A 26,564-nucleotide genomic window follows, 5' to 3' on the forward strand; every position below is an offset into this window, starting at 1 on the left:
TGTGAGAGTAAGTCATCGCCAGCTTTTAAATACTAAGCCCCCTTAACATACGTTAAGGGGGCTTTTTTATGCCTAAATGAAAGAGAAAAGAAATAAAAAAATAAGTAGAAAGCGCATATCAAATTAGAAAATACAAAATCTGCCCAGCACATCGATCACTTTACGTTATGATAAATGAAAAATCATCTTGGACGTACTTATGAAAGTTTATGGCGATATCCAGTCTGGAAACTGTTATAAAATTAAACTCTTATTAAGTTTCCTGAGAATTGAACATGAATGGATTCATATTGATGTGTTAAAAGCAGAGACACATACGCCAGAATTTTTAAAAATGAATCCAAATGCGAAAATCCCAGTTCTACAGCTAGAAAGTGATCAATTACTTGCTGAATCAAATGCAATTTTAGGCTATCTTGCAGAAGGAACGTATTTTGTTCCCTCAGATCGTTATAAGAAAGCTAAAATGTATGAGTGGATGTTCTTTGAACAATATAGCCATGAACCCTGTATTGCTGTTGCTCGATTTATCCAGAAATATCAAGGCATGCCAGAGGCCCGTATTGAGGAGTATAAAAAATTACAACCCAAAGGACATCGGGTTCTTAAAATTTTAGAGCAAGCACTTAATAGACATCATTATTTGTTAGGCGAGGAAATTTCACTTGCCGATATCTCGTTGTATGCCTACACGCATGTGGCTGATGAAGGTGGTTTTGATCTAAATTTATATCCGAATATACAGCACTGGTGTCAGCGTATTGCAAACAGTGCAGGGTATATTGGAATGAATGAACAAACAACTGCTGTATAAAACATTGTGATTGTAAAGTAAAAGCCAGTTTATTTTATAAGAGTGTTGATAAAATGAAAATAAATAGCGTTTCATCTCTGTCAGATCAAGAGGATGATGTTCAACTCCCTGAACTCGTGTACTGGGCATCACTTGGTGATACAGCGCGGGTAAGGCAATTACTCGCAGACGGTATCGATCCGAATCAGAGCGATGAAGAAGGTTACAGCGCCCTTCAGGCTGCTGCTGAAAATGATCATCTGGATGTTGTAAAGCTTTTGGTCAGTAAAGGTGCCGATATCAGTTTTAAAGGCCAATATACGGCACTGGAACTGGCAGAAATGGCACAAAATGCACAGATTGTGCAGTACCTAAAAGATTTATAACCATATATAAAAATAACAGCCAAAAAAGAACCCCTATCATCCTGATAGGGGTTCTTTGTATTCCGATTATTGTGTCGTTAATGTCCTATTCACGACCACGTCCTGTGTATTTTTATTTTCAATGAGACTTCCTGTCTCTCTATGTCTTGTATCTTAGTTAAAAATTCTTAATCACAACATGGGTGATTCACCATGATCCGTGTAGGCTTTTGCTGACAACGTGATAAAAAAAGCACTCCGAAGAGTGCTTTTGATTTACATCAGTTTAATGCCTTGCTGGCCAGCAGGTGTTACCTTAAAGATTTCAACTTCAAAGGTAATATTTTTTCCTGCAAGTGGATGATTAAAGTCGATTTCGGTAATACTGTCGTCGACCGATTTCACCACACCAAATAAGGTGGCTTTCGCTTTATCTTCAAACTCGATCATATGGCCGACAATAGGTCGTTGCTCGAATTTGACCGTATCAAACTTTTGTATGTTTTCTGGATTCCATTCACCAAAAGCGTCTTCTGGTGGTAAATGTACCGTACGGCGGTCACCAGCACGTAATCCAAACAGTGCTTTTTCGAAGCCTGGCAGTAAGTTGCCATCGCCAATGGTAAGACTAACAGGCGCTTCACGACTGCGGGTATTATCAATTTCAACGCCATTTTCAATGGCCACTGAAAAGTGCAAATCGACTTTTGCACCTTCTTCAATACGAATTTCTTCGTTAGGCTGGATAATCTCAGTCATGTTTGGCTTCTGCACGTTGGATGCGTTGCTTTTCTAGAAAGAACGTATCGATTAACAATAAAATGGTACCCAGAGTGATCGCACTGTCGGCAATATTAAACGCGGGGAAGTGGTGATCTTGATAAAATACATGGATAAAATCGACCACATAACCTAAGGTCACACGGTCAATCAGATTGCCCAATGCACCACCCAAAATCAATGCAATCGCAGCAGGCAGCACAACGGTCTGTTTAGGCATGCGCATCAGCCAGAACACAAAAATGATGGATACGATGCCTGCTAAACCTGTAAATAGATAGTGCTGCCAGCCTCCTGCATCGGACAGAAAGCTAAACGCTGCGCCATAATTATGCAGTAAGGTCCAGTTTAAAAAGGGCAAAACTGGCACCGGATCTGCATAATTTAGATGGGTGCTGGCAATCCACTTGGTCCACTGATCCACCACAATGGCCAGCACAGAAAGTGCGAGCCAAATCAGGTTATGAGGATAAAACTGGAATAAGCCCTTTTTTGCTTGAAGCTTAGGCATATTTTCTCACTTCGCCACTGCCCGTGACGTTAATAATACAACGACCACATAAACCTGGGTGATCTACATGTGTATTGACATCTGGAAGTACGTGCCAGCAGCGCACACATTTTTCACCTTCAGCCGCAGTCACTTTGACACGTAGGCCATCAAGCTCTGTCGCTTCACCGTGCTCTGCATAGGCATAAACATGCACTTGCGATGTAATCAGTACAAAACGGAGTTCATCACCCAACTGGTTTAAAACGCTTTGAATGTCATCTTTGGCCCAAATTTCAACTTTGGCAGAAAGATTACTTCCCACGATCTTAGCGTTACGTGCCGCTTCAATCTGCTTATTAATTGCTGATTTTACGTTAATTAATGTTTGCCAGTCGGCCTCAGACACCAAGTTTGCACTGCTTGCGACAGGAATATCGTACCACTCGGTAGTAAAGACATATTGCTCACTTTGCTCTGGAATTAACGGCCATGCTTCTTGTGCAGTGAAGCTTAAGATTGGTGCCATCCAGCGTACAAATGCCTGAACCAAATGATACAAAGCGGTTTGTGCAGAATGACGCGCTTGTGAGTCTGCTTTGGTGGTGTACTGACGATCTTTGATGATATCAAGATAGAAACCACCCAAGTCATTGATACAGAAGTTAGTCAATGCACTGCACACGATATGGAAGTTCATATCTTCGTAAGCTTGCTGAATGGTTTTTTGAACCTCAGCAGCACGTTGCAAGATGTATTGATCCAGTGCAATCAATTGATCGACAGGCAGTGCATCTGTAGACGGTTTGAAGCCATTGAGGTTGGCCAGCAAGAAGCGCAAGGTATTACGAATACGACGATAACCATCTGAGGCACGGCTGAAAATTTCTTTACCTGCGGTCATCTCATAACGGTAATCACTTGACGCAATCCAGAAACGTAAGCCATCTGCACCCATGTCTTTGATGATGTCTTGAGGGGTAATGATATTGCCTAAAGACTTCGACATCTTACGGCCTTTTTCATCGACCACGAAACCGTGCGTCAGTAAGCCTTTGTAAGGTGCACGCTGATTAATCGCGACAGAAGTGAGCAGAGATGACTGGAACCAGCCACGATGCTGGTCAGACCCTTCAAGGTACAAATCTGCCGGATCGGTTAATTCTTCACGCTGGCGCAAAACCGCATAATGTGTCGTACCTGAGTCAAACCAAACGTCTAGTGTGTCTCGGACTGCATTGTAGTGCGCTGCATCTTCACCAATGAAGTCTTTGGCATCACGGTTGTACCATGCATCGATGCCTTCTTGTTCGATCAGTTTAGCAACTTCTTCGATGAGTTCAGCGGTGCGCGGATGCAATTCATTGGTATCTTTATGTACAAAGAATGGAATTGGAACGCCCCATGTACGCTGACGTGAGATACACCAGTCTGGACGACCTTCAATCATGGATTGAATACGGTTTTTACCCCAATCAGGTACAAAACTGATCTCATTTTCGATGGCATTCATTGCACCGTCACGTAAGCCTTTTTGGTCCATACTGATGAACCATTGCGGTGTTGCACGGAAAATGATTGGTGTTTTGTGGCGCCAGCAATGTGGATAGCTGTGTTTGATCGGTTGATGTGCCCACAAGCGTCCAACACTGCCCAATGCCTCAATGATTTGCGGATTGGCTTTGTAGATGTGCTCACCGGCAAAAATAGGTGCGCTTGGTAAATAAACCCCGTTTCCACCCACTGGGTTATCTACTTTTAAGTTGTATTGCAAGCCAACTTTGTAGTCGTCTGCACCATGGCCCGGCGCGGTATGCACTGCACCCGTACCGCTCGTGGCAATCACGTGTTCGCCCAAGATCACAGGAACCTGACGATCTACCAGTAATGGATGTTGCAGCTTGAGATGCTCAAGTGCTGCACCTTTAAAGTCTGCCAGTACGACTGGATTTTCAAGCTTGTAACGCTCAATCGCCGATTCGACCAGATCTTTGGCCAGAATAAAGTTTTGCAGACCACGTTCGCCTTGAACTTGTACCAGTTGGTAATCAATCTCGGCGTTCAGTGCAACCGCCTGATTGGCAGGTAATGTCCATGGAGTAGTCGTCCAGATCACAATATCGGTTGGTGCGGTGACGTCTGCATTGACACGTTGTGCCAGATCGTGAAGATCGACCACGCCAAAACCAACGTCAATGGCGTCGGATTTTTTATCTTCGTATTCCACTTCAGCTTCTGCCAATGCAGAACCACAGTCGATACACCAGTTCACAGGTTTTAGACCAGGTTCGATATGACCTGCTTTTTGAATTTCACCCAAGGCACGCACAATATCAGCTTCTTGTTTGAAGTTCATGGTCAGGTACGGATCGTTCCAGTCACCAAAAACGCCCATCCGGATAAAGTCTTTACGCTGTAAGTCGACCTGACTCATGGCGTAGTCACGGCAGGCTTTACGGAAGCTCGATGCATCGATTTTAACGCCGACTTTACCAACTTTTTCTTCAACTTTAAGTTCGATTGGCAAGCCGTGGCAGTCCCAGCCGGGTACATACGGCGCATCAAAGCCGTCCATCACGCGGCTTTTAATAATGATGTCTTTGAGTACCTTGTTGACTGCATGACCCAAATGAATCTGACCGTTGGCATACGGAGGGCCATCGTGTAATACATATTTTTTCTTGCCAATACGCGATTCACGAATCTTCTGATAAATGTTGTCGGCGTACCACTCTTCTAACCATTTTACTTCGCGTACGGCCAAGTTTGCTTTCATTGCAAATTCGGTGCCCGGCAGGTTTAACGTGGCTTTGTAATCCACTGCATTTTCAGGAGTTTGCTTATCGCTCATGCAAGTCGTCTTCCAGTTCAATCAGCTCGAACGCTGACGTGTTTTACTATCAAAAAATTCGAAATTAAAAAGGGTGTTGTGAATGTTGCTCACGATATTCGAGCAAATCTTCAACATCTTGGTCAATGCCGGCCTTGAGTGCTTCAAGCGAAGGGTAAGGTCGTTCACCATGTAAATAGTGCAAAAACGTCACCCGCATCAATAAGCCATACAGATTAGCAGAAACTTGTGGAAAGTGTACTTCCAATCGCCATTCGGGATGAGTTTGCGCAATGGCAGGACGGGTACCCACATGGCCTGCGCCAAACAGGCTGTCACTTCGATAACCAGCTACGCCGGGTTGCTCCGGATTTTGCGCACGAACTTTTTCATTTAAGGCGGTGGTTTCGCAGACCACGTCTACGGCATAAATGCCACTTAAACAAGGCTTATGGCGCCCAAGGCGAACATTGATGGTCGGAAAGTTTAGGGTACGACCAATCTGGTCACCATACTGAACCCGACCAATAATACTATACGGACGCCCCAAAAGCTGCGCAGCCAGTGCCAGATCGCCTTCGGCCAGAACCTGACGGATACGGGTAGAACTGACGCGGTCACCTTCAAAATTGATGGTGTTTAAGTTGGTTACATCAAAGCCGTAATCGCGTAAAAACTCGCTATTGCCTTGACGGTTTTTACCAAAATGAAAATCGTCCCCCAAGACCAGATGCTGGGCATTAAGTTTAAATTTGAGCAAATCTGCAAATTCGGTGGCATTTAGGCTGCGAAAGAACTGATCGAATTTAGCAACCGCAATATAATCGACACCCAGTTCAGTCAAATATTCGACTTTTTCGCGAAGAGAACTGATACGTGGCGGAGCATCGTAGCCTTTAAAATATTCAAGCGGTTGAGGCTCAAAAATCATGACCAGCGTTTTTAATCCCTCAGCCTGAGCCAATGCTTTAAGCTGTGAAATCATCGCTTGGTGTCCCAAGTGAACACCATCAAAATTGCCGATCGTGACCGCAGTTGGAGCTAACTGAAAATCTGGCGATAATGCGTTAAGACGAAGCAACTTCATGAGCGTTAAATACTGAGAATTTTGCAGAGGCTTTATATTGCCATAATCTAACGCATTCGTCTTGTTGTTGTGTTTTTATGCAAAGGAAAACTTTCTCTTTTTATTGTTATGGATCAGTATTTCTAATGTTTTTATGAGTCATTAATCAATTTTACTGTTTTTGATGATAAATATACGCACTGCATCGGGTCAATCTGAATCGATCCCATCGGCATATACATAATCCAATACTGCTTGTGATGGAAAAGGATAAATACGTATTTCTATGATCTGATGGATAGGTAATGCTTCATCAAACAGTGTAGTGCACGATTTTTGATATTTCGATTAGACTTGCTCATAAAAGATTTTCATATGCTGTAAAACGGCATAAATTTTGCTGATCATTTCAATCATGATTTTACCAAATGGTTGAAAATGTACTATCAGGTTTATCCAAATATGACCAAAGAGGCCGATTATGTGGTGCTGGCCTCGGGTTTAGGTGGTCACGCCAGTTTCTGGCAACCGCAAATACAGGCCTTGCAAGCATACTTTCATGTGGTGATCTACGATCAGGAAGGCTGTCATGCCGACAGTGCGGCTTTGCCTGAAGACTATTCTTTTTTTAATCTTGCCGAGCAGGTCGAGCAATTACTCTGTCATTTGCAGATCAAACGCTTTCATTTTATTGGTCATGCCTTGGGTGGTTTTATTGGCGTGGAATGGGCATATCGATTTGCGCAGACCAGCGCCCAGATGCTCAGTCTGAGTCTGATTAATGCCTGGCAATCTCTCGATGCGCATACGCGGAGATGTTTTACCACTCGGCGCACCTTACTTGAGCAGGCCGGGGCTGAGGCTTACTTACATGCCCAGGCCCTATTTTTATATCCACCCACTTGGATTTCCAGTCATAGCGCGATGCTGATTGAACACGAAGCCAAGTTGCAGCAAGATTTTCCGCCACATGGCAACGTTCTGGCGCGCCTAAATGCCTTGATGCACTATGTTTTGGATAAACCGCGCTGTACCGCTCTAGATTCACTTCCGATTTTACTGTTGTGCAATCAGGACGATATGCTGGTGCCCTATACACAATCTTTGCAATTGTACCGGGCGCTGGGTCATGCAGAGCTGGTGATTTTGCCGCAAGGCGGCCATGCCTGCACGGTCACGCAAGCTGGACAGGTCAATACTTGTCTGATTGAATTTTTGAATCAAACAGATAATGCTCAGCTCAAATCAGCTTGAATCAGGTACGCGGCAGTACACCATAGAGCATCATGTGCACGGTATGTTCGATCGCGCGCTGATGCATACTTTTATTTTTCAGGGTTTTGCCGGTGACCATGTCCATTTGCGTGCTGAAATCGGCATAGTTTTGGGTAACGGCCCAAATATTCAGGATCAGTAATTCTGGGTCGATCTCTGCCGAGATTTTGCCTTGTTCCTGCCAAGTCTGGATAACTTTAGCTTTACGCTTAAATAATTTTTTCAGCGGCCCTTTTAGAATTTCCAGAATATGCGGCGCACCCTGAATAATCTCAAGCGCAAACAGTTTGGATGCTTTTGGCTGGGTACGTGAGACTTCAATTTTTTGAATCAGATAATGGGCCAAAGCCTCGGTTGGCTCCAGCTCAACTTCAAGCGTCTGTAAAGGCGCCAGCCATTTTTGTAAAACAGTGGTCAGCACCTCAACGTAGAGTGCTTCTTTATTTTCATAATAATAAAAGATGTTGGACTTATGCATTTGTGCCAATTGCGCAATTTCGTCCAGACTCGCCCCACTAAAGCCATACGTAGAAAAGACATCCAGAGCGGCATTGAGAAGCTGATTACGTTTTTGCGTACTCTTTTTTTGTTCCATTGATTTAACAAACTGGGGAAAGTCAGCTCATTGTAAGGGAAATCGAATGATTTGTGCACAGTTCTTGGCGATTTTCTTTCGCTTTATGTCCGCTTAAGTCGCTCATCTGTTTAGAGATTATCTAGTTTGATTAGGAAGTAAACACATGCTGCATACAACGGGTTGTAGTCGGCTATTTCGCAGCCAGATTTTCTGCTGCGCGATTTTTGCACACTATTGAATCGCTGTACACAAAAACAGTGCATCTGAATGCCACATTATTTTACTAAATGGTAAAAACTGTTTGACCGTATGTTTTTATTAAATATATGAAAAATAATATTTATTTAAAGTTGGCACGTTGTATGCAATATAAAAAATTAAGAATTGGCCATTCTGCGTACCACGATTATTAATCTAGGCGATCACGCACAGCGTGACCTATTGCCGTCATAAGAAGGATGGGTAGTATGAAAATTGGTGTTTTTTGTCCTATCGGAAATAACGGCTGGCTGCTTTCGGAAAATGCGCCTCAATATATGCCGACATTTGAACTGAATAAAAAAATTGTACAACGCGCTGAACATTACGGCTTCGATTTTGCGCTCTCTATGATCAAGCTTCGTGGTTTTGGCGGAAAAACTGAATTTTGGGATCATAACATGGAGAGCTTTACCCTCATGGCAGGGTTGGCTGCGGTCACCAGTAAAATCAAAATTTATGCCACTGCTGCAACACTGGTGATGCCACCAGCCATTGTGGCAAGAATGGCATCGACCATTGATTCGATTTCGAATGGTCGTTTTGGACTCAATGTCGTAACGGGCTGGCAAGCACCTGAATATAGCCAGATGGGAATGTGGCCAGGCGATGAGTATTTTGCCAAACGCTATGACTATTTATCTGAGTATGTACAGATCCTGCGTGAACTCTGGGCGACAGGACAATCCGATTTTAAAGGGGAACACTTCCAGATGGACGATTGCCGCGTGAGCCCTACGCCGCAAGCCGATATGAAAATTATTTGTGCGGGTCAATCCGATTCGGGGCTGGCATTTTCGGCACAACATGCCGACTACAATTTTGTGTTTGGCAAAGGCCTCAACACCCCGACTGCTTATGCCGCAATTAATGACCGTTTAAAGGAGTTTACCGATCAAACCGGGCGTGATGTACAAACTTATGTGCTGTTTATGGTGATTGCGGCAGAAACTGATGCTGAGGCCATGGCCAAGTGGCAACATTACAATGCCGGTGCAGACGTTGAGGCGATTAACTGGCTGATGAATCAAGGCAGTAAAGATACACGCTCAGGCGCAGATACCAATGTACGTCAGATGGCTTCGAGTGTTTCACCAGTCAATATCAATATGGGCACATTGGTGGGCTCGTATGCCAGTGTGGCTGCCATGCTCGATGAAATTGCCCAGATTCAGGGGACAGAAGGCATCTTGCTCACCTTTGATGATTTTGTTCATGGTGTTGAAGATTTTGGTGAGCGCATCCAACCGCTGATGATGTCGCGCCAAGATGCAGTTGCTGAATATCGTCCACTCACCGCATTGGAGAAAAGCGCATGAATACCGTTGTTGCTGATTTTACCGAACGTGCCGGAACGGGATGTGTACTTAAAGCCGAGCCAGAAGCCATCCAATTGGCACCTGAGCATACCGCGCTGATTGTGATTGATATGCAAAACGCCTATACCTCGATTGGCGGTTATCTGGATTTGGCCGGATTTGATGTCTCGAAAACCAAACCTGTGGTCAAGAATATTCAAAAAGCCGTCGCGGCTGCGCATGCTGCGGGTATACAAGTCATTTATTTTAAAAACGGTTGGGACAAGGCCTATGTTGAGGCAGGAGGTTCAGGATCTCCGAACTTTCATAAATCCAATGCCTTAAAAACCATGCGCAAACAACCCGAACTTCAAGGCAAATTACTGGCAAAAGGTGGCTGGGATTTTGAGCTGATTGATGAACTGACACCGCTGGCACAAGACATCGTGATTGAAAAGCCTCGCTATAGTGGCTTTTTCAATACCGCGCTAGACAGCATGCTACGTGCACGCGGCATACGCAATCTGGTTTTTGTGGGTATTGCCACCAATGTCTGTGTGGAATCGACCCTGCGAGACGGCTTCTTTTTAGAATATTTTGGTGTTGCACTGGAAGATGCCTGCTATCAGGCCGGGCCAGTCGAGATGCAACAGGCCAGCATGTACAACATTAAAACCTTTTTTGGCTGGGTATCGGATACCCAGACCTTTGTCGAAACTTTCGATCAATCTCATTTAGCCAAAACTGCCTAGCGAGTAGCCGTATGCCAAAAGAAATTATTTTACCCACCGGAACACCAGCCCCACTGGCACCTTATGTACCTGCCACCAAGGCAGATCATATTGTCTATGTTTCCGGTATTTTACCGCTCGATGCACACAACAACGTGGTACATGTCGGCGATGCCGCAGCCCAAACTCGGCATGTGCTTGAAACCATTCAAGGCATTGTCAGTCATGCTGGAGGAACGCTCAAAGACATCACCTTTAATCATATTTTTTTACGTGACTGGTCTGACTATGCGGCGATTAACGCCGTATATGCCGAATTCTTTCCAGATGAGCGTCCAGCACGCTACTGCGTACAGGTGGGTTTGGTTAAGCCCGAAGCCTTAATCGAAATTGCATCGGTGGCTCATGTGGCCCCTTAACGTATTAAAACCTTAAAGCGACCGGCGTATGAGATACCGCGCTTAGCCCAGTGAGGCAGGAGACAGGTTATGACCGTATTAGAAGACACTGCAAAACATATTGAAACGTTGATTCGTCAAAGTTCACCACTTGAACGTTCGACCACTTTACACGTCGACTCACAAGTTTTTCGACAGGGAATGTCTAATTTGGGTGCCGCCGTCCACGTGATTACCACCGATGGCATTGCAGGAAAATCTGGCTTTACAGCTTCGGCCGTATGTAGCGTCACCGATTCTCCACCGACCTTACTGGTATGTCTGAATCGGGGGGCATCGGTGTTTAAAACCTTTGAGCAAAATAAGGTGCTCTGCGTAAATACACTGGCAGCTCATCAGGTACATCTGTCAAATTTATTTGGTGGCAAAACCCCAATGAGCGATCGCTTTGCGCAGGGGGATTGGGATTTTTTGCTTACGCAATCACCCGTATTGCAAGATGCGCTGGTGTCGTTTGATTGTGAGGTCGTGAACAGTGTTTCGGTGGGCAGTCATGATGTACTGATTTGTGAGGTTCGTGCCATACAGCAATGTCAGGGTAAAAATCCCTTGATGTATTTTAATCGTCACTATTGTGAACCACATGCTGTGGCTTAAAGCAACTAAAGAGCAGGAGTAATCGTCATGTCGCAACATGAACCGTGGTTTACCAAATTTAAACCTTATCGAGGCGACCTGAATCATCAGCCGGTTCAAATCGATGAATATCTTCCCGCAGGAAAAAGTGTGGTTTTAGGTATGCAGCATGCCTTTGCCATGTTTGGTGCCACGGTGCTGGCACCCATGTTGATGGGTTTTGATCCCAATCTGACCATCTTGATTACCGGATTTGGTACCATCTTATTTTTTCTGCTCACTGGCGGGCGGATGCCCAGCTATTTAGGTTCAAGCTTTGCTTTTATTGCGGCGGTTGCTGCTGCCACAGGATACAATGGTGTGGGTGCCAATCCCAATATTGCATTGGCACTGGGTGGTACAGTGGTATGTGGTCTAATTTATGCTGCGATTGGTCTGATCGTGATGCGAACAGGAACAGCATGGATTGAAAAACTGATGCCACCGATTGTCACGGGTGCGATTGTGATGATTATTGGATTAAATCTGGCACCTGTTACTATCAAAAGTGTCTCTGCTAATGGCTTTGATACGTGGATGGCGGTCCTGACCATTTTGTGTATCAGTGCCGTTGCCGTCTTTACGCGAGGCATGTTGCGGCGCTTATTGTTACTGGTCGGGCTATGTTTGGCGTATCTGGCTTACTTTGTTTTGGCCAACCTAATGGGATTGGGTAAAGCCATCGATTTTGCGCCAATTGCACAAGCCGCATGGATAGGTTTGCCCACATTTCATCAGCCTGTATTTCAGGCAAATGCCATTTTGTTAATTGCACCTGTCGCCTTAATTTTGGTGGCTGAAAATCTGGGACATTTTAAAGCAGTTTCGGCCATGACCGGTCGTAACCTTTCGCCGTATATGGGGCGTGGCTTTTTTGCCGATGGAGTCTGTACCACCTTGTCGGCTTCTGTAGGCGGCACCGGCATGACCACTTATGCAGAAAATATTGGTGTGATGGCGGTGACCAAGGTTTATTCCACCACCATCTTTTTATTTGCAGGTGTCTTTGCGATTTTACTGGGTTTATCTCCAAAATTTGGCGCGATTATTCATACCATTCCGGTAGCACTGCTGGGTGGTGCATCGATTGTGGTATTTGGCTTGATTACAGTGGCCGGAGCCAAAATCTGGATCGATCATCGAGTTGATTTTAGTCAAAACAGCACGCTGATTATCGCGGCGGTCAGTTTGATTATGGGGGCGGGTAACTTTAGTTTGCATATTGGTGCATTTGATTTGGGCGGTATTGGCACGGCTACGCTGGCGGCGATTGTATTGAATTTGCTTTTAAACCGAACTCAGCAGCAGCCTGTCGCAACAGTGAATGCATCGACTGAAAAAACGATTCATCCTGCAACACCACATTCCTCCTAAAAAGAAAAATAAAAAAACAGCGTGCCAGATGACACGCTGTTTTTTATTTGGGCAGCGGTATTTAGGTGGCTAAAACGGCTTCAAGCACCTGTTGCTCAAGCTGGGCAAACTCTAGACTTTTCTGGCGCGGACGCGGCAATTTCACCTCAAAACTTTGTGCAATATGGCCTTTATCGAGCAGGATGATGCGGTCTGCCAGTTGCACCGCCTCACTGACATCATGTGTAACCAAAATGGCCGTAAAGCCTTGCTCAGTCCATAAACGTTCAATCAGGCTTTGCATTTCAAGGCGCGTCAGGGCATCGAGCGCACCCAGTGGCTCATCTAGCAATAAGATGCGTGGGGAATGTGAAAGCGCGCGTGCCAAGGCTGTACGCTGGCGCTGACCACCCGAAAGCTGCGACGGCCATTGTTCTGCTTTGTCTTTTAAGCCGACTTTTTCAAGCAAGGCGACGGCATGATGCTGCTGTTCTTTCTTTAAACCCAACTGCACATTATGCACAATACTTTTCCATGGCAACAGGCGCGGATCTTGGAACATGACCCGAATGTCGTCTGATGTAATGCCTTCACGGAAATTGCGTGCCGATTTAAATTTGATTTCACCGTAACTGGTGTCTTCAAGCCCTGCAATGAGGCGTAGCAGGGTACTTTTACCACAGCCGCTACGGCCAACAATCGCAATAAACTCGCCGGGTTGAATGTGTAAATTCAGATCTTCGAGTACTTTAACCTGACCATAAAACTTATGCAGTTGTTCGATTAAAATTTCTGCACCGATAGGCGCTTTTGTATCACCTGGAGTGGCTGCTGTGTTTGACTGATCTAGATACAGCGGGACATTTAAATTGCTCATGATCATGACCTCTTATTGTTGATAGCCTGCATGCCAGCGCAGCAAATAACGTTCTAGGCTTTGTGCCAGCACATCTGCCAGTTTGCCCAGTAAGGCGTAAAGTAAAATGCCTACTAGCACGACATCAGTCTGCAAAAATTCACGTGCGTTCATGGTCATATAGCCAATACCTGCTTGTGCAGAGATGGTTTCAGCCACAATCAGCAATACCCAAACCAGACCTAAAGAAAAACGCAAGCCCACTAAAATCGATGGCATTGCACCCGGTAAAATAATTTCTTTATATAACTGCCAGCGACTCAAACCGTAACTTTTGCCCATCTCGATCAGCTGAGGATCGACAGAGCGAATACCGTGATAGGTATTGATATACATTGGAAAAAATACCCCGACGGCCACCAAAAACAGTTTGGCAGATTCATCGATACCAAACCACAAAATTACCAGTGGAATCAGCGCCAGTGCAGGAATGTTACGAATCATTTGTAAGGTGGTGTCGAGTAGGGTAGAGGCGATTTTGGACGAGCCATTGAGCAGCCCCAAAAATAACCCCAGTCCACCCCCTATTAGTAAGCCAATCAGTGCACGACCAGCACTCACCTTGACATGGTGCCAAAGCTCACCACTGATCAGAAGCTGCCAAAATGCACTCACCACGGCACTCGGTGCGGGTAAAACACGGCTTTGCAACAGGCCCACGCTCGATGCAAATTGCCAGACTGCAATCAGCACCACCGGGAATACCCAAGGCAGTAATTGCTGCCCGAGTGCTTTGGTTCCACGTGAAACATTCGATGTATTCGATCGACTCATGCGGGCTCCTTGACGACCTGATTTTTGGGTTCGTCCTTTTGCTGGTTCGGAACATAGTTATTGGCAATAATCTCGCCAAATGGTCCAGTCAGATTCGGTTGGGTCAGTTTTTCACGGGTTTTAAGCGGCAGCAGTGGAAACACCAGTTCAGCAAAACGAATCGACTCTTCTAGGTGCGGATAACCAGAGAAAATAAAGGTATCGATACCAAGGTCGGCATATTCTTGAATACGCGCGGCAACGGTTTCAGGATCACCGACCAGTGCAGTTCCCGCACCGCCACGAACTAAACCAATCCCTGCCCACAAGTTGGGTGACACTTCAAGCTTATCGCGGCGTCCGCCATGCAAGGCTGCCATACGCTGTTGTCCCACCGAATCCATCTGGGCAAATTTCTTTTGTGCAGCGGCAATGGTGTCATCGTCTAAATATTGGATCAGTTCATTGGCTGCAGCCCATGCTTGCTCGTTGGTTTCACGCACAATCACATGCAAGCGAATTCCATAATTGAGTGTGCGGCCTTTGGCTTGTGCACGCACTTTCATGGCGTCAACTTTCTCTTTCACTGCCGCTGGAGGTTCACCCCAAGTCAGATAAGTATCGACTTGTTCGGCAGCCAGTTCGGCAGCCGCCTCAGATGAGCCACCAAACCAGAGCGGTGGATACGGCTGCTGAATAGGCGGATAAAGCAGCTTGGCATCATCGACACTTAACCGTTCGCCGTGAAAGGTCAATGACTCGCCTGTGTGCGAACGGGTTAAAATTTCGCGCCAGATTTTGACGTATTCGGAGGCCGTCTGATAGCGCGTGTCATGGTCTTCATATAAGCCATCGCCTTTGAGTTCCTGTTCGTCGCCACCGGTGACCAAGTTCAGCAAAACACGTCCGTTCGAAAGTCGGTCGAAGGTGGCTGCCATCCGCGCCGCTAGTGCTGGTGTGGTAATGCCCGGGCGAAGCGCCACCAAAAACTTGAGCTGCGTTGTGGCATCGATGAGGCTGGCGGCCGTAATCCATGGGTCTTCACAAGAACGACCTGTCGGAATCAGTACACCGGTATAACCCAGTTGATCGACCGCAACAGCAATTTGCTTCATATAGCCATGGTCGACCTGACGTGCACCTTTGCTGGTTCCAAGGTAGCGACTGTCACCGTGAGTGGGAATAAACCAGAAAATATTCATACTAACATTCCTTACAAGTTGCTAAATCTAGGGCTTCGCAGTCCAGATGGTCTGGCTCACGTTGATGGTTTTGGGAATAAGCTGCACCTGCTGAAACAGATCTGCAATCTGCTGCTGCGCTTGCGTTACTTCGGCATTGATGGGTTGAATTGGAGACGGTTTGGCACGCTTATCCAACACCGCCTTCGCCACTTGCGTATCTAGACCCGTACTCTGCGCATAAATACTTAAACCTTGATCTTGATGCTGAACAAACCATTGATCGGCTTTATTCAAACCATCTAAAACTTTCTGTGCTGCATCGGGGTGTTGCTGAATAAAGCGAGGATTGCCGATATAAAATGAATAGGTGGTTGGAAACGCACGGCCATCGATCAGTGATTTTGCATGGCCTTTAAGCTCGGTAGTGCTTAAGTACGGTTCCCAGATCGACCATGCATCAATGGCACCTTTGTCAAAAGCCGCGCGCGCATCGGCAGGTGGGAGCCAAATGGGCTGAATATCGCTCCAGCTCAGCCCCGCTTTTTGCAATACTTTGGCCAGTAGTTCATGCGCACTCGATCCTTTTTGAACGGCAATGCGCTTGCCTTTTAAATCGGCAATGGACTGAATGCCACTGTTTGTTGGAATCAAGATGGCTTGCGAATCGGCAGGAACTACTTCATATCCGACATAGCTCAGCGGTTTATCGGCTGCCTGAGCAAAAATAGGCGGTGTATTGCCCACAGCGCCAAAATCGACTGCACCTACGGCCAAGGCTTCAAGCATTTGTGGCCCAGCAGGAAATTCACGCCATTCAATTTTGGCGCCCGGAAACTCTTGTTCATAAATTTTTTGTTGTTTGGCAATCAAGAGATTCAGCGATGATTTTTGAAAGCCAATGGTCAGAGTTTTCACTGCGCTTTCGGCTGCAGGCGTGGTTTGGGCTTTATTTTCTGTGCCTGCGTCATGCTTTTGGCATGCGGTCATTACTACGCTCAGCCCCAATGCACCGATTACGCCGAATGTTTTCAATATGGTCATGATGAATGTTGCCCCAATTATTTTATTTGGCCAGTTAAAATGGCATCTTGAATTTTGAGTGGTTGTGGAATCAGTTTTTGTTGATAAAAGGCATCTGCAACGTATTGCTGCTGCTGAATCACTTCAGATGAAAGTGGTGTAACCCCAAAGCCCATACGCGAAATGGACGTTTTTAAAATATTGAAATCTAGTGCAGTCGGTTTTTCTAATAAACGAGCTGCATCGTCCTGATGGGTTTTGACCCACTCGGTGGTTTGATTGAGCTGTTGCACTACGGTCTTAAGTACTTCTGGATGCTGCTCGGCAAATTTGCGATCGGCTAAATAAAACTGATGGTTACTGACCAGATTTTGCCCAGTGGCCAGTACACGTGCGCCAATTTGCTGCTCTGCTGCTGCAAAGAATGGATCCCAAATCACCCATGCATCCACCGCACCTTTTTCAAAGGCTGCACGGGCATCGGCAGGTGGCAAATACACCACTTGAATATCCTGCAGCGTAAGCTGGTTTTTCTCGAGTAATTTAAGCAGCAGATAATGCACGTTTGAGCCTTTGTTCAGCGCCACGCGTTTGCCTTTTAAATCTTGAATACTTTGAATAGGCGAGTTTTTTTGAACAATCAGTGCCTCGGCGTTTGGTGCAGCAGGCTGATTGGCCACGTACACCAGATTAGGGCTGGCAGCTTGTGCAAAAATAGGAGGTGCCTCGCCCGACTCACCAAATACGACACTTCCGACATTTAAGCCTTCAAGCAGTTGCGGACCCGCCGGAAACTCGACCCATTTCACCTGAATACCCTGTGCTTTCAGGGCCTGATCCAGATCGCCACGTTGTTTCACGATGGGCAATAAACCGTATTTTTGAAAACCAATATTTAAAGTGGTGAGTGCTTGTTTTTGTTCTTTGGCACAGCCGCTAAGCATCATCATGCTGGTGATTCCTGCTGCAATCACTGAAAACTTAAACCATGAAGAAGATGCGATACTGGCCATGATGCGTGCTGCCTCGAAAAAGTGAAAAGATCGAACTAGAGGGCACACCTTAGAACCAATTGCTTTGCATAAAAAATAAGATTTTTAACATTACTTATGTAAAAAATAGATAAATAAAAAACTGCAAAGCTTATCTGTATTTGTCATTTATAAAATTATGACGGCAATGAATTTTATTGAATTAAGTATTTGAATTTTATGTATTTTTAATATATTAATAATGTCATCTTAAAACTGAATAAAGCGGTGAAGGCAGGCAATAGCGCTGATTTGACTAAAGATTGCATGAATAAAGATATAGCAAGTTCTGCTAAAGCCAAATGACTCACACAATCTGACATGTAGCGAAAGGCAAAGGGCAGTCTGGCTCTGACTTGCACGCGACTGCCCAACAGTTGGCCTTACATCAGGATTTTTTTAAAGACCAACGAGTTGCGCTGAAAATTGTAAAGTGCTTGGCGCGCGTTGGGTAATTCGTCCACGCTGGCATGCGAAAAACCATGCTCTAAGAACCAGTGCGCTGTACGTGTGGTCAGTACAAATAACTGTAAAATTCCGTCTTGGCGCGCTTTTTCTTCTAAAAAGTGCAAAATCTGGCTACCCCGGTTGGATTTGCGATAGGCCGGATCGACCGCTACACAGGCAATTTCGGCCGAACGAATTTCGCCCTTTGCGGTTGGTATTGGATACAGCGCTGCACACGCCAGAATCATGCCATCACGTTCAATCACAGCAAACTGAGCAATCTCGCTCTCCAGTCGTTCGCGTGAGCGGTACACCAAAATTCCTTCTTGCTCGAGTGGGCGCAGCAAATGAATCAAACCACCGACATCTTGAATGTTGGCGATACGCACCTCTTCATAATGTGCATCGGTAATAAGCGTACCAATCCCGTCACGGGTAAACAGCTCCTCAATTAAGGCACCATCATGAAAATAAGGAATTAAATGCACACGATGCACGCCTGAAAGCGAAGCCGTTTGGGCACCTTGTAGCGGAATGACATGCTCAAGCCTTTGTGCCTTTTGCTGAATGTAGCGATCAAGCTGATGCGGCGTTAGCTCGCGCAGCAGTTTACCTTCATCGTTGACCAAGCCTTGCTGATCGGTCAGAAAAATTAGTTTATCTGCTTTGAGCGCAATAGCCGTACGGGTGGCCACTTCTTCGGCCATTAAGTTGAATACCTCACCTGTGGTGGAATATCCCGTTGGACCCAATACCACAATATTATGGTTATCGAGGTGGCCTCTGATCGCATCGGTATCAATACTTCGTACTTCACCAGTGAGCTGAAAATCGATACCATCCCGGATTCCATAAGGCTTGGCGGTAACAAAATTGCCAGACACCGCATCAATGCGTGCGCCGTGCATCGGCGAGTTGGCGAGCCCCATCGACAGCAGCGCTTCAATTTGCAAACGAATTGAACCCACCGCATTCATGACACTCGCTAACGATTCACGTGTGGTGACACGCCGATGCTGGTGAATAGGCGTATATAATGATTTTTCTTGAAGATTCTGGTTAATTTGTGGGCGAGCGCCATGTACCAGAATCAGACGGATGCCCAGAGAGTGCAGCAGGGCAATATCGTGAATAATATGTTGGAAATTATGATGTTGAACGGCTTCACCACCAAACATTAAAACGAACGTTTTATTTCGATGCGCGTTGATATACGGAGCTGAGTTTCGAAACCAGTGGACATACTGTTGGGTTTGACTGTGTTCAGAATGATTTTCTGGAAGCGACATAGAAGGCTCAGCATAAGGAAAGCATAGTTAGGATTCTAAACAAAATCGCTAATCCTTCAATAAAAAAATGCCCAAACCGTCATGGCTTGGGCATTTTTGAGGGATTCAATTAGCGAACGACTTGAATAATTTTGTGGTTGTGATCGTTGATTAAAAGATAATGGCCGTTGGCTTTAATCCAGTGTTGGCCGCGCCCTGGCTTATGAAGCTTTTTATATCCGCGATGATCGACTTTATAACGATCAGATACGTACTGTTTTGGTGCGAACTGACCCGGACGCCAGTCGGCTTTTTTATCCTGATACGCAGCATGATGCTCATGACGCATGTCGTTGTGATCGTGTGGTGCAGCCATAGCCGAAGTGGTCACAATACCTGCTATTGCTAAAATAATGGCAGTAGTTAATTTACGCATGATGTTCCTCATTTATCTTTGTCGATTTGATAAATCTAATGTAATGAATAATTTAAGATGAATGATGAAGACAAGTTGTGGAAATGTGAACTTGATGGATAAAAATTGGATCCAAAAAATTTCTTAAATAAAAAAAGCCTGAACGTGGGTTCAGGCGAAATCTGACTTTTTGAGGAGATCGATTAAAAATTCATGATGCGAACGATATCGTTGCTGTCTGAATTGACCAAAATAAAATCATTGTTAATTTTATACCACTGCTGGCCACGGCTCGGACGGGGCAGATTAAACTCGCGATAGTCGGCTTTATAGGCATCGCCGCGATAATGCTGCGGCATGATGTAACCTGTCTGCCAGCGATGCTGTTTTAAGCGCTGTACGCCTTGTTCTTGACGAAAGCGGCGCTCCGAACGAATCGAGTCATCCTGATCGCGATCAAAACGATTTGAGCGATCAAAACCTTGACCGCGATCACGGGGAGGTCCCCCCATATCTGATCCGCGATCAAAATTAGGTGCTGCGATCGTGACAGTGCTTGTGAGCGTAGCAAGTGATACGACTAAGCTTGTCAAAATCTTTTTCATGATGCATCCTCGACGACACAAGTATTCTCTGTGAATGGGTATTTGTACGAGCCTTTAATGTACAAAAAAAATGCAGAGAAACTGTGAAGATCATTCAATAATTCTATTAAAAATATGGAGATATCTTTTTTGTTTATCAGGCTAAGGTGCTGAATTTTTTCGGCTTAGATCCGGCTTGTATATCATAAGATGCAATATTTTTATTTGATCATGATCTTCACTTTAAATGGATCTGATTGCATACGCAACCAGACCTAGACCAATGTGTAAGTGACCGAACACATGCTGTTCAAGATTCGCTTTATCCGTTAATCCTGTGCATCGATACTGACGCCGTTTAAATCGAGACTATCATCACCCATCAAGTACAGATAGGCGGGCATGATCGATTCGGATGTTGGTAAAGACAGTGGATCTTCTTCAGGATAGGCTTTGGCACGCATGGCAGTACGTGTTGCCCCCGGGTTAATGCAGTTAAAGCGAATATTCGGATAAGTATGTTCGCTGGCAAAAATTTTGCTGACAGCTTCAATGGCAACTTTTGAAACCGAATAAGCACCCCATAATGCGCGCGCTTCACGGCCCACACCGGAGCTGGCAAACACTACCGATGCATTTTGCGATTTTTCAAGCAAGGGTAATAGTGCCTGCGTTAATACAAAAGGAGCGCGCAGATTTACCGCCATGACATCATCCCATACGTCGGCAGGATAATGCGCCAGCGGAACACGTTCACCCAAGATGCCCGCATTGTGCAAAATACCGTCTAGGCGACCAAACTGGTCTTCAAGAGTATTAAACAGCAATTCGTAATCACGATCTGAAGCACTTGAAAGCTGTAACGGCAAAATGGCCGGTTGCGGTGCACCCAGACTCTCAATTTCATCATAAATGACTTCAAGTTTGTTTAGGGTACGGCCATGCAAGACCACTGTAGCGCCATGTAAGGCATAACTTAGTGCTGCTGCACGCCCAATGCCATCGCCAGCACCCGTGATTAAAATAATGCGGTCTTTGAGTAAATCGGTACGAGGTTGATATTCTGAATATTTCATTGTGGAACCTCCTTAAAATTGAGTGTTGTTATCAAGCATGCTGTTGCATCTGTTCAGCTGGATTTGATTTTAAACCCAGCTGCTGCAAAATTTTTGTTTCCAGTTCTGTAACTGTGTGCACAATTGCATCGGCTTGCCATGCAGCCAGATCGTCTTTGTAGGCCAGCGGTAGGTAACCATAAGCGGCCAGAATCGTATACATGTTGGCTGCGCGTCCTGCATCGATATCACGCGGATGATCACCCACATAAATAATTTGCTCGGCTGGAACCTGAAGCTGCTCGGCCGCCAGAAACATGGGTTCTGGATCAGGTTTGGCATGTTTGACATCTTCTGGGCATACCAACACCGCACAGCGCTCGGTCAGATCAAGTCGCTTTAATAGCAATTCGGTCAGATAACGTGGTTTATTGGTGACAATACCCCACGGAATCTGCTGCGCCTCTAACTGTTCGAGTAAAGATGTCATCCCGCTAAACAGGTCGGTGTCGACGACAATATCTTTCTCATACAAATCGAGAAAGCGCTGACGATGCGCGAGAAAGGTCGCATCATCGACGGCCAGTTCTGGATAGACCAACTTCACCATGGCACGAGCGCCTTCAGACACTTGAGTGCGAATCAAGTCGGCATCGACTACATCACGCTGTTCTTCACGGCACATGGCCTGAATGATGCGAATAAAGTCAGCCGCTGTGTCAATCAGGGTACCATCAAGATCAAAAAGAACAGCGCTCATGATTATCCTTGTTTTACCGTATGAACCATGTAGTTAACATCGACATTTGGCGCGAGCCAGTAACGCTTGGTCAGCGGATTATAATGCAGACCGATCATGTTTTTGAGCGTGAGCCCCGCATGGCGAATGTCTTGCGCCATTTCGGACGGTCGGATAAATTTGTGATAGTCATGCGTGCCCTTTGGCAGCAAACGCAAGATGTATTCGGCACCTAAAATGGCAAATACATAAGACTTTGGATTACGGTTAATGGTGGAGAAAAAGACATGTCCACCCGGTTTAACCAAAGCCTGACAAGCACGAATAATCGATGCAGGGTCTGGTACGTGTTCCATCATTTCCATACAGGTCACGACATCGTACTGACCGGCTTGTTCTTTGGCCAAGTCTTCCACCAGTACCTGACGGTATTCGATGTTGCTGACGTTTTCTTGCTGGGCATGCAAACGACCCACATTCAGCGGCGCCTCACCCATATCGATCCCGAGTACGTCTGCACCACGGCGTGCCATGCTTTCGGCTAAAATACCGCCCCCACAACCGACATCGAGCACCTTTTTACCCGCCAAACCGCCTGCATGCTCGTCAATCCAGTTCAGACGCAATGGATTGATCTGATGCAATGGTCGAAATTCAGAATCCTGATCCCACCATTGGGCCGCAAGTGCTTCAAATTTTGCAATTTCTTGTGGATCAACATTCAACTGTGACATGCGGGTGACCTCAGATTAAAATGGATTGTCATGATTTTGATATATTGTTTAGTGTAGCGATAATTCTAGAAAAAGCGATAAATTCAGAAAAAATCTTCACACAACGAAACGAAAATTGAATATTTGTTTTATATTTAGCGCATACACTCAGCATAATGATTCAGAGGATAATACGGACAATGAAAAAATTTGTTTTGGGCGGACTTTCTGCTGCAATAATGGCCTTTTCGGGCACCACGATGGCAGCCGATTTTGTGGCAGGCAAGGACTACACCGTGATTGCAAACCCGGGTAAAGTCGCGGTACCGGGCAAAATTGAAGTACGTGAGTTTTTCTGGTACGGCTGTCCGCACTGTTATAAGCTTGAGCCATACATGCAAACATGGTTAAAGCAACTGCCAAAAGATGTGAATTTCTTGCGCACGCCGGCTGCCATGAATAAAGTCTGGGAGCAGGGTGCTCGTGCCTATTATGTGTCTGAAGCGCTGGGTGTACGTCAAAAAACGCATCTCCCGTTGTTCCATGCGATCCATGCCCAAAACCAGCAAATTTTTGATCAGGCATCTTTGGCCAAGTTTTATGTGAACTATGGCGTGCCAGAGCAAAAGTTCAACAGCATGTTTAACTCTTTCCCGATTACGGCCAAAATTGCTGAATCGAACAAACTGGCGCAGCAGTATCAATTAACGGGCGTGCCGGCTGTGGTGGTCAACGGCAAATACGTGGTACAGGGTGAAGATGGTAAAGTGGTTCAGGTGGTGAACTATCTGGTGCAAAAAGAGCGCGCTGCGAAAAAATAACCCACAAAATCGCGATTAGCCCTCATAAAAAGGTTTCTGAACATCAGAAACCTTTTTTGTGCATATTGATTTTGCAAGGGTTAGGCATCTTTGAGTTCAATCTCGAATGCATCCAGATTGATCGACTGCGCAGGTAAAGAAAGCGCCTGATTAATATACAAGTTGATCAGTTTTTGTCGTGAGCCAATCGAGCGCTGATAATAGCTCGAATTGAGCAACAGTGCCGCACCATACGTCAGTGACCAAATGTACGACAGGTAATCACGAATCGACATGTCGTAATTGACCGATTTCAAATAGGCCTCAGTAATGTCCTTAATGGCCAGAATACGTGCCTGACGAATCTCGTAGAGCGCTTCGAATAGGTGATTCAGCTTCGATTCGGTCATGGTCAGATTTTCTTCAAGCTGATGCAGCAAGATGGTACGTGCAGGCGCCGTCAAATGGTGCAACATGTAGGTTGGTGCATATTCCTTAAAATCACGATTATGCTGTTGGGAAATCTCCAGCAAACGCTTTTCATTTTGAATCACCAGCTCTAAAAGTAGCTCGTTTTTACTTTTAAAATGTTTGTAGAGGGTGCCTTTGGCGATATCAAGCTCTGCCACCAGCTCGTCTAGGGTAATTTCCTGATTGTTTTCCAATAACAGCTTTTCGGCGACACTTAAGATGCGTTCTTTACGGATTAAAAATTGTTGATGGCGATCTGGATTCATGAGTATTCCTGTCACTGTTTTGATCACACGCCAGCATCCATTTGCTTTGGGCGAAATTATCTGTTGTCTTTGGTGATACCTCCCATCTATAGCATGTTGCATCACCTGTCATCAACAAAAAAAGCCACGCTATTCCCAGTTTGCAACGCCTCTGAACAATAAGCGCACTTGGGTTGTGGCATTTTCAACAAAGTTATGTTGCTGATCAGACAATATAGGCTCTTGTAATTGACGTGGCAGGCTTAGCCATGTCATGGCCCAGGTAAAAGACATATTAATCAAAATATCGGAAAGCACTTTTAAATCTTGAGAATGCTGAATATGTTCAAACATCGGCAGTTTGCGCAGGTCGCTGGCCAGATCTTCAATCAAATCGTCGATTTCGCGTGCAATGGCCTGACGTACTGCCGCAGAGCCGCCCCAACGCTCAGCAATCATAAATTGCCATTCTAGAGGGCTGCGGTTGATGGCTTGAAAAAACAGCTCAATACTGGTTTGCGGATGTGAATTGGCTTGTTGCAGATAACTTTGACCGAGCTGATGAATCAGACTTTTAATATGAAGCGCAACTTGATCGACCAGTTCTTGTCCCAATGCATCCATATCTTGAAAATGCCGGTAAAACGCGGTGGGAACCAAACCGACCTCGCGGGCCACTTCGCGCAGACTGATACTGCTAAATGAACGACCCCCTGTACTCAGTTGTAACGCGGCATCGAGTAATGCCTGACGACTTTGCTGTTTACGTTCATCCCGGATCGACATGCCCATGACCTAATAAAAACCTGCCACGAGTCTATCAAAAAGCATCGGTATTTCAAAAAAGTAAAAATAAGCAATCAAAAAACCAGTGAACACTTGTTGACTGAAATAAAAAAAGAGCCTATTGTGTACAAGTGTTCACTAAAAGCACATTTGTTCACTCATATAAATAGCCAGATACAAACGAGGAACGTATGAACATGTTAGCCCGCTACCAGCCGCAATGGATTCGTGAAGACTTTGTCGATTTTGTACTCGAACAGGTCAACCCAATGTGGTCGTGGAAGAAAGCCAAAGCACAGGTGGTTGCGGTTGAAGCCGTAGCGCCTGATTTTTATCAAGTGTCTTTATTACCGAATACTCATTTTAATACACAGCAGATCCGTGCCGGACAAAGCCTCTTGGTCACGCTGGTGCTTGAGGGTGTTCATCAGCAGCGCAGTTATTCGATTATGCGTAGCCACCCCAATGGTCAGATTGATTTAGGCGTTAAGGTACAAGGCAAGGTGTCTCGCGCAATTAGCCAGCTTAATGTGGGGCAGGTGATTGAGATTTCGCAGCCGCAAGGTGACTTTATTTTGGCGCCGGCAGCGAATCGTGTATTACTCATTGCCTCTGGTAGCGGCATTACGGCCATTTATGCCTTGTTAGAGCAAGCACTTCTTGAGCAATCTGAGCAAATCGATGTGGTTTACTTCACCCGCGACGATGCATTTCATGCCATGTTGCAGCAGGTGGCCGATCAGCACGAAACAGTCCGCTATCATCACATTAATACTGCACAGCAGCCACAGCATCTGAGTTTGGATTTTTTAAATCAACGTATATCCGATCTTGCACAGTGTCAGGTTTATGCCTGTGGTGCCTCGGCGATGATGCATGCAGCAGATGACATTTTTACCCAGTTAGGGTGCCGCGACAGATTACATATGGAGTATTTCCAGAGCCAAGTGGATGAATCGCTTGAGGCACAGCCAGTGACTTTTATGCGCGCACAGCAGCAATTTGAGGCCCGAGGTAACTTGCTTGAAAGTGCCGAGCACGCTGGACTACGCCCTGCGCATGGCTGTCGTATGGGAATTTGCAATACCTGCACATGCACCAAGGTCAGCGGAAGCACCAAAAATATACTGACCGGTGAAATTGATCATGGCAGCAATACCCAGATCAAACTTTGCGTTAGTCAGGCGGTCAGTCCTGTCGTGATTAACCTATAAAACGTTACAAGATCAGGATTCGGAGAAAAACAAT

At 45.6% G+C, this 26,564-nt stretch carries 28 protein-coding genes; 10 read left to right on the top strand and 18 right to left on the bottom strand.

Features of this window, described 5'->3' with window-relative positions; genetic code table 11:
- The first annotated feature begins 199 nt into the window (after positions 1-199).
- Positions 200-814 (top strand): glutathione S-transferase family protein, encoded by a 615-nt coding sequence (locus QLG00_RS13730; RefSeq protein WP_282471221.1) that lies wholly within the window; start codon positions 200-202, stop codon positions 812-814.
- Between the two features lie 53 nt (positions 815-867).
- Positions 868-1,179 carry an ankyrin repeat domain-containing protein gene (locus tag QLG00_RS13735; RefSeq protein ID WP_282471222.1) on the top strand — a complete coding sequence of 104 codons (312 nt, stop codon included), beginning with the start codon at positions 868-870 and terminating at the stop codon, positions 1,177-1,179.
- A 255-nt stretch (positions 1,180-1,434) separates the two neighbouring features.
- Here the strand turns inward: QLG00_RS13735 and QLG00_RS13740 are convergent, their stop codons facing one another.
- The 4 genes from QLG00_RS13740 to ribF form a co-directional block, all read right to left on the bottom strand.
- Complete coding sequence (locus QLG00_RS13740; protein WP_004941888.1) at positions 1,435-1,917, bottom strand: peptidylprolyl isomerase; 483 nt, start codon at positions 1,915-1,917, stop codon at positions 1,435-1,437.
- A complete protein-coding gene (lspA, locus tag QLG00_RS13745; protein ID WP_004941885.1) occupies positions 1,910-2,449 on the bottom strand; it encodes a signal peptidase II in 540 nt (179 codons plus the stop codon). Before lspA ends, QLG00_RS13740 begins: the two co-directional genes overlap by 8 nt.
- A complete protein-coding gene (gene ileS, locus QLG00_RS13750) occupies positions 2,442-5,279 on the bottom strand; it encodes an isoleucine--tRNA ligase (RefSeq protein ID WP_151815309.1) in 2,838 nt (945 codons plus the stop codon). Before ileS ends, lspA begins: the two co-directional genes overlap by 8 nt.
- A 64-nt stretch (positions 5,280-5,343) precedes the next feature.
- Positions 5,344-6,345 carry a riboflavin biosynthesis protein RibF gene (ribF, locus tag QLG00_RS13755; RefSeq protein WP_104125137.1) on the bottom strand — a complete coding sequence of 334 codons (1,002 nt, stop codon included), beginning with the start codon at positions 6,343-6,345 and terminating at the stop codon, positions 5,344-5,346.
- 417 nt (positions 6,346-6,762) lie between these two features.
- Here ribF and rutD point away from each other — a divergent pair, with 417 nt between their 5' ends.
- Positions 6,763-7,578, top strand: coding sequence for a pyrimidine utilization protein D (rutD, locus tag QLG00_RS13760; RefSeq protein ID WP_282471223.1), 816 nt, complete (start codon positions 6,763-6,765; stop codon positions 7,576-7,578).
- A 1-nt stretch (position 7,579) separates the two neighbouring features.
- Here the strand turns inward: rutD and QLG00_RS13765 are convergent, their stop codons facing one another.
- Positions 7,580-8,194 (bottom strand): TetR/AcrR family transcriptional regulator, encoded by a 615-nt coding sequence (locus QLG00_RS13765; protein ID WP_004941873.1) that lies wholly within the window; start codon positions 8,192-8,194, stop codon positions 7,580-7,582.
- A gap of 449 nt (positions 8,195-8,643) precedes the next feature.
- Between QLG00_RS13765 and rutA the strand changes: the two genes are divergently transcribed.
- The 5 genes from rutA to rutG all read left to right on the top strand — a co-directional run bounded on the left by rutA (position 8,644) and on the right by rutG (position 12,910).
- Positions 8,644-9,753: a pyrimidine utilization protein A gene (gene rutA / locus QLG00_RS13770; protein WP_282471224.1), complete on the top strand. Its 1,110-nt coding sequence runs from the start codon at positions 8,644-8,646 to the stop codon at positions 9,751-9,753.
- Positions 9,750-10,484 carry a pyrimidine utilization protein B gene (gene rutB, locus QLG00_RS13775; RefSeq protein WP_025095220.1) on the top strand — a complete coding sequence of 245 codons (735 nt, stop codon included), beginning with the start codon at positions 9,750-9,752 and terminating at the stop codon, positions 10,482-10,484. Before rutA ends, rutB begins: the two co-directional genes overlap by 4 nt.
- Before the next feature lie 11 nt (positions 10,485-10,495).
- Positions 10,496-10,882: a pyrimidine utilization protein C gene (gene rutC / locus QLG00_RS13780; protein WP_004941863.1), complete on the top strand. Its 387-nt coding sequence runs from the start codon at positions 10,496-10,498 to the stop codon at positions 10,880-10,882.
- 69 nt (positions 10,883-10,951) lie between these two features.
- Positions 10,952-11,518 (top strand): NADH-dependent FMN reductase RutF, encoded by a 567-nt coding sequence (gene rutF, locus QLG00_RS13785; protein ID WP_282471225.1) that lies wholly within the window; start codon positions 10,952-10,954, stop codon positions 11,516-11,518.
- A gap of 27 nt (positions 11,519-11,545) precedes the next feature.
- A complete protein-coding gene (gene rutG / locus QLG00_RS13790; protein WP_004944467.1) occupies positions 11,546-12,910 on the top strand; it encodes a pyrimidine utilization transport protein G in 1,365 nt (454 codons plus the stop codon).
- A 61-nt stretch (positions 12,911-12,971) separates the two neighbouring features.
- Here rutG and QLG00_RS13795 read toward each other — a convergent pair whose 3' ends face one another.
- The 11 genes from QLG00_RS13795 to ubiG form a co-directional block, all read right to left on the bottom strand.
- The gene (locus tag QLG00_RS13795; RefSeq protein WP_282471226.1) at positions 12,972-13,766 is read right to left on the bottom strand and encodes an ATP-binding cassette domain-containing protein; all 795 of its coding nucleotides are present in this window, start codon (positions 13,764-13,766) and stop codon (positions 12,972-12,974) included.
- 12 nt (positions 13,767-13,778) lie between these two features.
- A complete protein-coding gene (gene ssuC, locus QLG00_RS13800; RefSeq protein WP_004941853.1) occupies positions 13,779-14,579 on the bottom strand; it encodes an aliphatic sulfonate ABC transporter permease SsuC in 801 nt (266 codons plus the stop codon).
- Positions 14,576-15,760 carry an FMNH2-dependent alkanesulfonate monooxygenase gene (gene ssuD, locus QLG00_RS13805; protein ID WP_282471227.1) on the bottom strand — a complete coding sequence of 395 codons (1,185 nt, stop codon included), beginning with the start codon at positions 15,758-15,760 and terminating at the stop codon, positions 14,576-14,578. Before ssuD ends, ssuC begins: the two co-directional genes overlap by 4 nt.
- Before the next feature lie 27 nt (positions 15,761-15,787).
- Positions 15,788-16,783, bottom strand: a complete 996-nt coding sequence (locus QLG00_RS13810; RefSeq protein WP_149931107.1) for an aliphatic sulfonate ABC transporter substrate-binding protein — start codon at positions 16,781-16,783, stop codon at positions 15,788-15,790.
- 17 nt (positions 16,784-16,800) lie between these two features.
- A complete protein-coding gene (locus QLG00_RS13815) occupies positions 16,801-17,775 on the bottom strand; it encodes a sulfonate ABC transporter substrate-binding protein (protein ID WP_004944454.1) in 975 nt (324 codons plus the stop codon).
- Positions 17,776-18,176: 401 nt separating this feature from the next.
- Positions 18,177-19,529, bottom strand: a complete 1,353-nt coding sequence (gene argA / locus QLG00_RS13820) for an amino-acid N-acetyltransferase (RefSeq protein WP_282471228.1) — start codon at positions 19,527-19,529, stop codon at positions 18,177-18,179.
- A 109-nt stretch (positions 19,530-19,638) separates the two neighbouring features.
- The gene (locus tag QLG00_RS13825; RefSeq protein ID WP_119026423.1) at positions 19,639-19,944 is read right to left on the bottom strand and encodes an RcnB family protein; all 306 of its coding nucleotides are present in this window, start codon (positions 19,942-19,944) and stop codon (positions 19,639-19,641) included.
- Between the two features lie 182 nt (positions 19,945-20,126).
- A complete protein-coding gene (locus QLG00_RS13830) occupies positions 20,127-20,528 on the bottom strand; it encodes an RcnB family protein (RefSeq protein ID WP_004944447.1) in 402 nt (133 codons plus the stop codon).
- 308 nt (positions 20,529-20,836) lie between these two features.
- Complete coding sequence (locus tag QLG00_RS13835) at positions 20,837-21,583, bottom strand: YciK family oxidoreductase (protein WP_004941833.1); 747 nt, start codon at positions 21,581-21,583, stop codon at positions 20,837-20,839.
- Positions 21,584-21,614: 31 nt separating this feature from the next.
- A complete protein-coding gene (locus tag QLG00_RS13840; protein WP_282471294.1) occupies positions 21,615-22,325 on the bottom strand; it encodes an HAD-IA family hydrolase in 711 nt (236 codons plus the stop codon).
- Positions 22,325-23,035: a bifunctional 2-polyprenyl-6-hydroxyphenol methylase/3-demethylubiquinol 3-O-methyltransferase UbiG gene (gene ubiG, locus QLG00_RS13845; RefSeq protein ID WP_004941828.1), complete on the bottom strand. Its 711-nt coding sequence runs from the start codon at positions 23,033-23,035 to the stop codon at positions 22,325-22,327. The genes QLG00_RS13840 and ubiG overlap by 1 nt, the downstream gene beginning before the upstream one ends.
- 179 nt (positions 23,036-23,214) lie before the next feature.
- Here ubiG and QLG00_RS13850 point away from each other — a divergent pair, with 179 nt between their 5' ends.
- Positions 23,215-23,835: a thiol:disulfide interchange protein DsbA/DsbL gene (locus QLG00_RS13850; protein WP_004941825.1), complete on the top strand. Its 621-nt coding sequence runs from the start codon at positions 23,215-23,217 to the stop codon at positions 23,833-23,835.
- Positions 23,836-23,915: 80 nt separating this feature from the next.
- Here the strand turns inward: QLG00_RS13850 and QLG00_RS13855 are convergent, their stop codons facing one another.
- Both QLG00_RS13855 and QLG00_RS13860 read right to left on the bottom strand, forming a co-directional pair.
- The gene (locus tag QLG00_RS13855) at positions 23,916-24,551 is read right to left on the bottom strand and encodes a TetR/AcrR family transcriptional regulator (RefSeq protein ID WP_004941821.1); all 636 of its coding nucleotides are present in this window, start codon (positions 24,549-24,551) and stop codon (positions 23,916-23,918) included.
- A 129-nt stretch (positions 24,552-24,680) separates the two neighbouring features.
- Positions 24,681-25,316 carry a TetR family transcriptional regulator gene (locus QLG00_RS13860; RefSeq protein WP_282471229.1) on the bottom strand — a complete coding sequence of 212 codons (636 nt, stop codon included), beginning with the start codon at positions 25,314-25,316 and terminating at the stop codon, positions 24,681-24,683.
- Positions 25,317-25,507: 191 nt separating this feature from the next.
- On the opposite strand from QLG00_RS13860, the gene QLG00_RS13865 reads away from it, so the two are divergent.
- Positions 25,508-26,530, top strand: coding sequence for an FAD-binding oxidoreductase (locus tag QLG00_RS13865; RefSeq protein ID WP_282471230.1), 1,023 nt, complete (start codon positions 25,508-25,510; stop codon positions 26,528-26,530).
- Positions 26,531-26,564: the final 34 nt, after the last annotated feature.

The sequence above is a fragment of the Acinetobacter sp. V89_7 genome (assembly GCF_029967895.1).
Taxonomy (GTDB): domain Bacteria; phylum Pseudomonadota; class Gammaproteobacteria; order Pseudomonadales; family Moraxellaceae; genus Acinetobacter; species Acinetobacter soli.

Excerpts from the sequence above, each read along its gene's own strand:
- QLG00_RS13730 (WP_282471221.1), top strand. The coding sequence starts at position 200 with ATGAAAGTTTATGGCGATATCCAGTCTGGAAACTGTTATAAAATTAAA.
- QLG00_RS13735 (WP_282471222.1), top strand. The coding sequence starts at position 868 with ATGAAAATAAATAGCGTTTCATCTCTGTCAGATCAAGAGGATGATGTT.
- QLG00_RS13740 (WP_004941888.1), bottom strand. The coding sequence starts at position 1,917 with ATGACTGAGATTATCCAGCCTAACGAAGAAATTCGTATTGAAGAAGGT.
- lspA (WP_004941885.1), bottom strand. The coding sequence starts at position 2,449 with ATGCCTAAGCTTCAAGCAAAAAAGGGCTTATTCCAGTTTTATCCTCAT.
- ileS (WP_151815309.1), bottom strand. The coding sequence starts at position 5,279 with ATGAGCGATAAGCAAACTCCTGAAAATGCAGTGGATTACAAAGCCACG.
- ribF (WP_104125137.1), bottom strand. The coding sequence starts at position 6,345 with ATGAAGTTGCTTCGTCTTAACGCATTATCGCCAGATTTTCAGTTAGCT.
- rutD (WP_282471223.1), top strand. The coding sequence starts at position 6,763 with ATGTACTATCAGGTTTATCCAAATATGACCAAAGAGGCCGATTATGTG.
- QLG00_RS13765 (WP_004941873.1), bottom strand. The coding sequence starts at position 8,194 with ATGGAACAAAAAAAGAGTACGCAAAAACGTAATCAGCTTCTCAATGCC.
- rutA (WP_282471224.1), top strand. The coding sequence starts at position 8,644 with ATGAAAATTGGTGTTTTTTGTCCTATCGGAAATAACGGCTGGCTGCTT.
- rutB (WP_025095220.1), top strand. The coding sequence starts at position 9,750 with ATGAATACCGTTGTTGCTGATTTTACCGAACGTGCCGGAACGGGATGT.
- rutC (WP_004941863.1), top strand. The coding sequence starts at position 10,496 with ATGCCAAAAGAAATTATTTTACCCACCGGAACACCAGCCCCACTGGCA.
- rutF (WP_282471225.1), top strand. The coding sequence starts at position 10,952 with ATGACCGTATTAGAAGACACTGCAAAACATATTGAAACGTTGATTCGT.
- rutG (WP_004944467.1), top strand. The coding sequence starts at position 11,546 with ATGTCGCAACATGAACCGTGGTTTACCAAATTTAAACCTTATCGAGGC.
- QLG00_RS13795 (WP_282471226.1), bottom strand. The coding sequence starts at position 13,766 with ATGAGCAATTTAAATGTCCCGCTGTATCTAGATCAGTCAAACACAGCA.
- ssuC (WP_004941853.1), bottom strand. The coding sequence starts at position 14,579 with ATGAGTCGATCGAATACATCGAATGTTTCACGTGGAACCAAAGCACTC.
- ssuD (WP_282471227.1), bottom strand. The coding sequence starts at position 15,760 with ATGAATATTTTCTGGTTTATTCCCACTCACGGTGACAGTCGCTACCTT.
- QLG00_RS13810 (WP_149931107.1), bottom strand. The coding sequence starts at position 16,783 with ATGACCATATTGAAAACATTCGGCGTAATCGGTGCATTGGGGCTGAGC.
- QLG00_RS13815 (WP_004944454.1), bottom strand. The coding sequence starts at position 17,775 with ATGGCCAGTATCGCATCTTCTTCATGGTTTAAGTTTTCAGTGATTGCA.
- argA (WP_282471228.1), bottom strand. The coding sequence starts at position 19,529 with ATGTCGCTTCCAGAAAATCATTCTGAACACAGTCAAACCCAACAGTAT.
- QLG00_RS13825 (WP_119026423.1), bottom strand. The coding sequence starts at position 19,944 with ATGCGTAAATTAACTACTGCCATTATTTTAGCAATAGCAGGTATTGTG.
- QLG00_RS13830 (WP_004944447.1), bottom strand. The coding sequence starts at position 20,528 with ATGAAAAAGATTTTGACAAGCTTAGTCGTATCACTTGCTACGCTCACA.
- QLG00_RS13835 (WP_004941833.1), bottom strand. The coding sequence starts at position 21,583 with ATGAAATATTCAGAATATCAACCTCGTACCGATTTACTCAAAGACCGC.
- ubiG (WP_004941828.1), bottom strand. The coding sequence starts at position 23,035 with ATGTCACAGTTGAATGTTGATCCACAAGAAATTGCAAAATTTGAAGCA.
- QLG00_RS13850 (WP_004941825.1), top strand. The coding sequence starts at position 23,215 with ATGAAAAAATTTGTTTTGGGCGGACTTTCTGCTGCAATAATGGCCTTT.
- QLG00_RS13855 (WP_004941821.1), bottom strand. The coding sequence starts at position 24,551 with ATGAATCCAGATCGCCATCAACAATTTTTAATCCGTAAAGAACGCATC.
- QLG00_RS13860 (WP_282471229.1), bottom strand. The coding sequence starts at position 25,316 with ATGTCGATCCGGGATGAACGTAAACAGCAAAGTCGTCAGGCATTACTC.
- QLG00_RS13865 (WP_282471230.1), top strand. The coding sequence starts at position 25,508 with ATGAACATGTTAGCCCGCTACCAGCCGCAATGGATTCGTGAAGACTTT.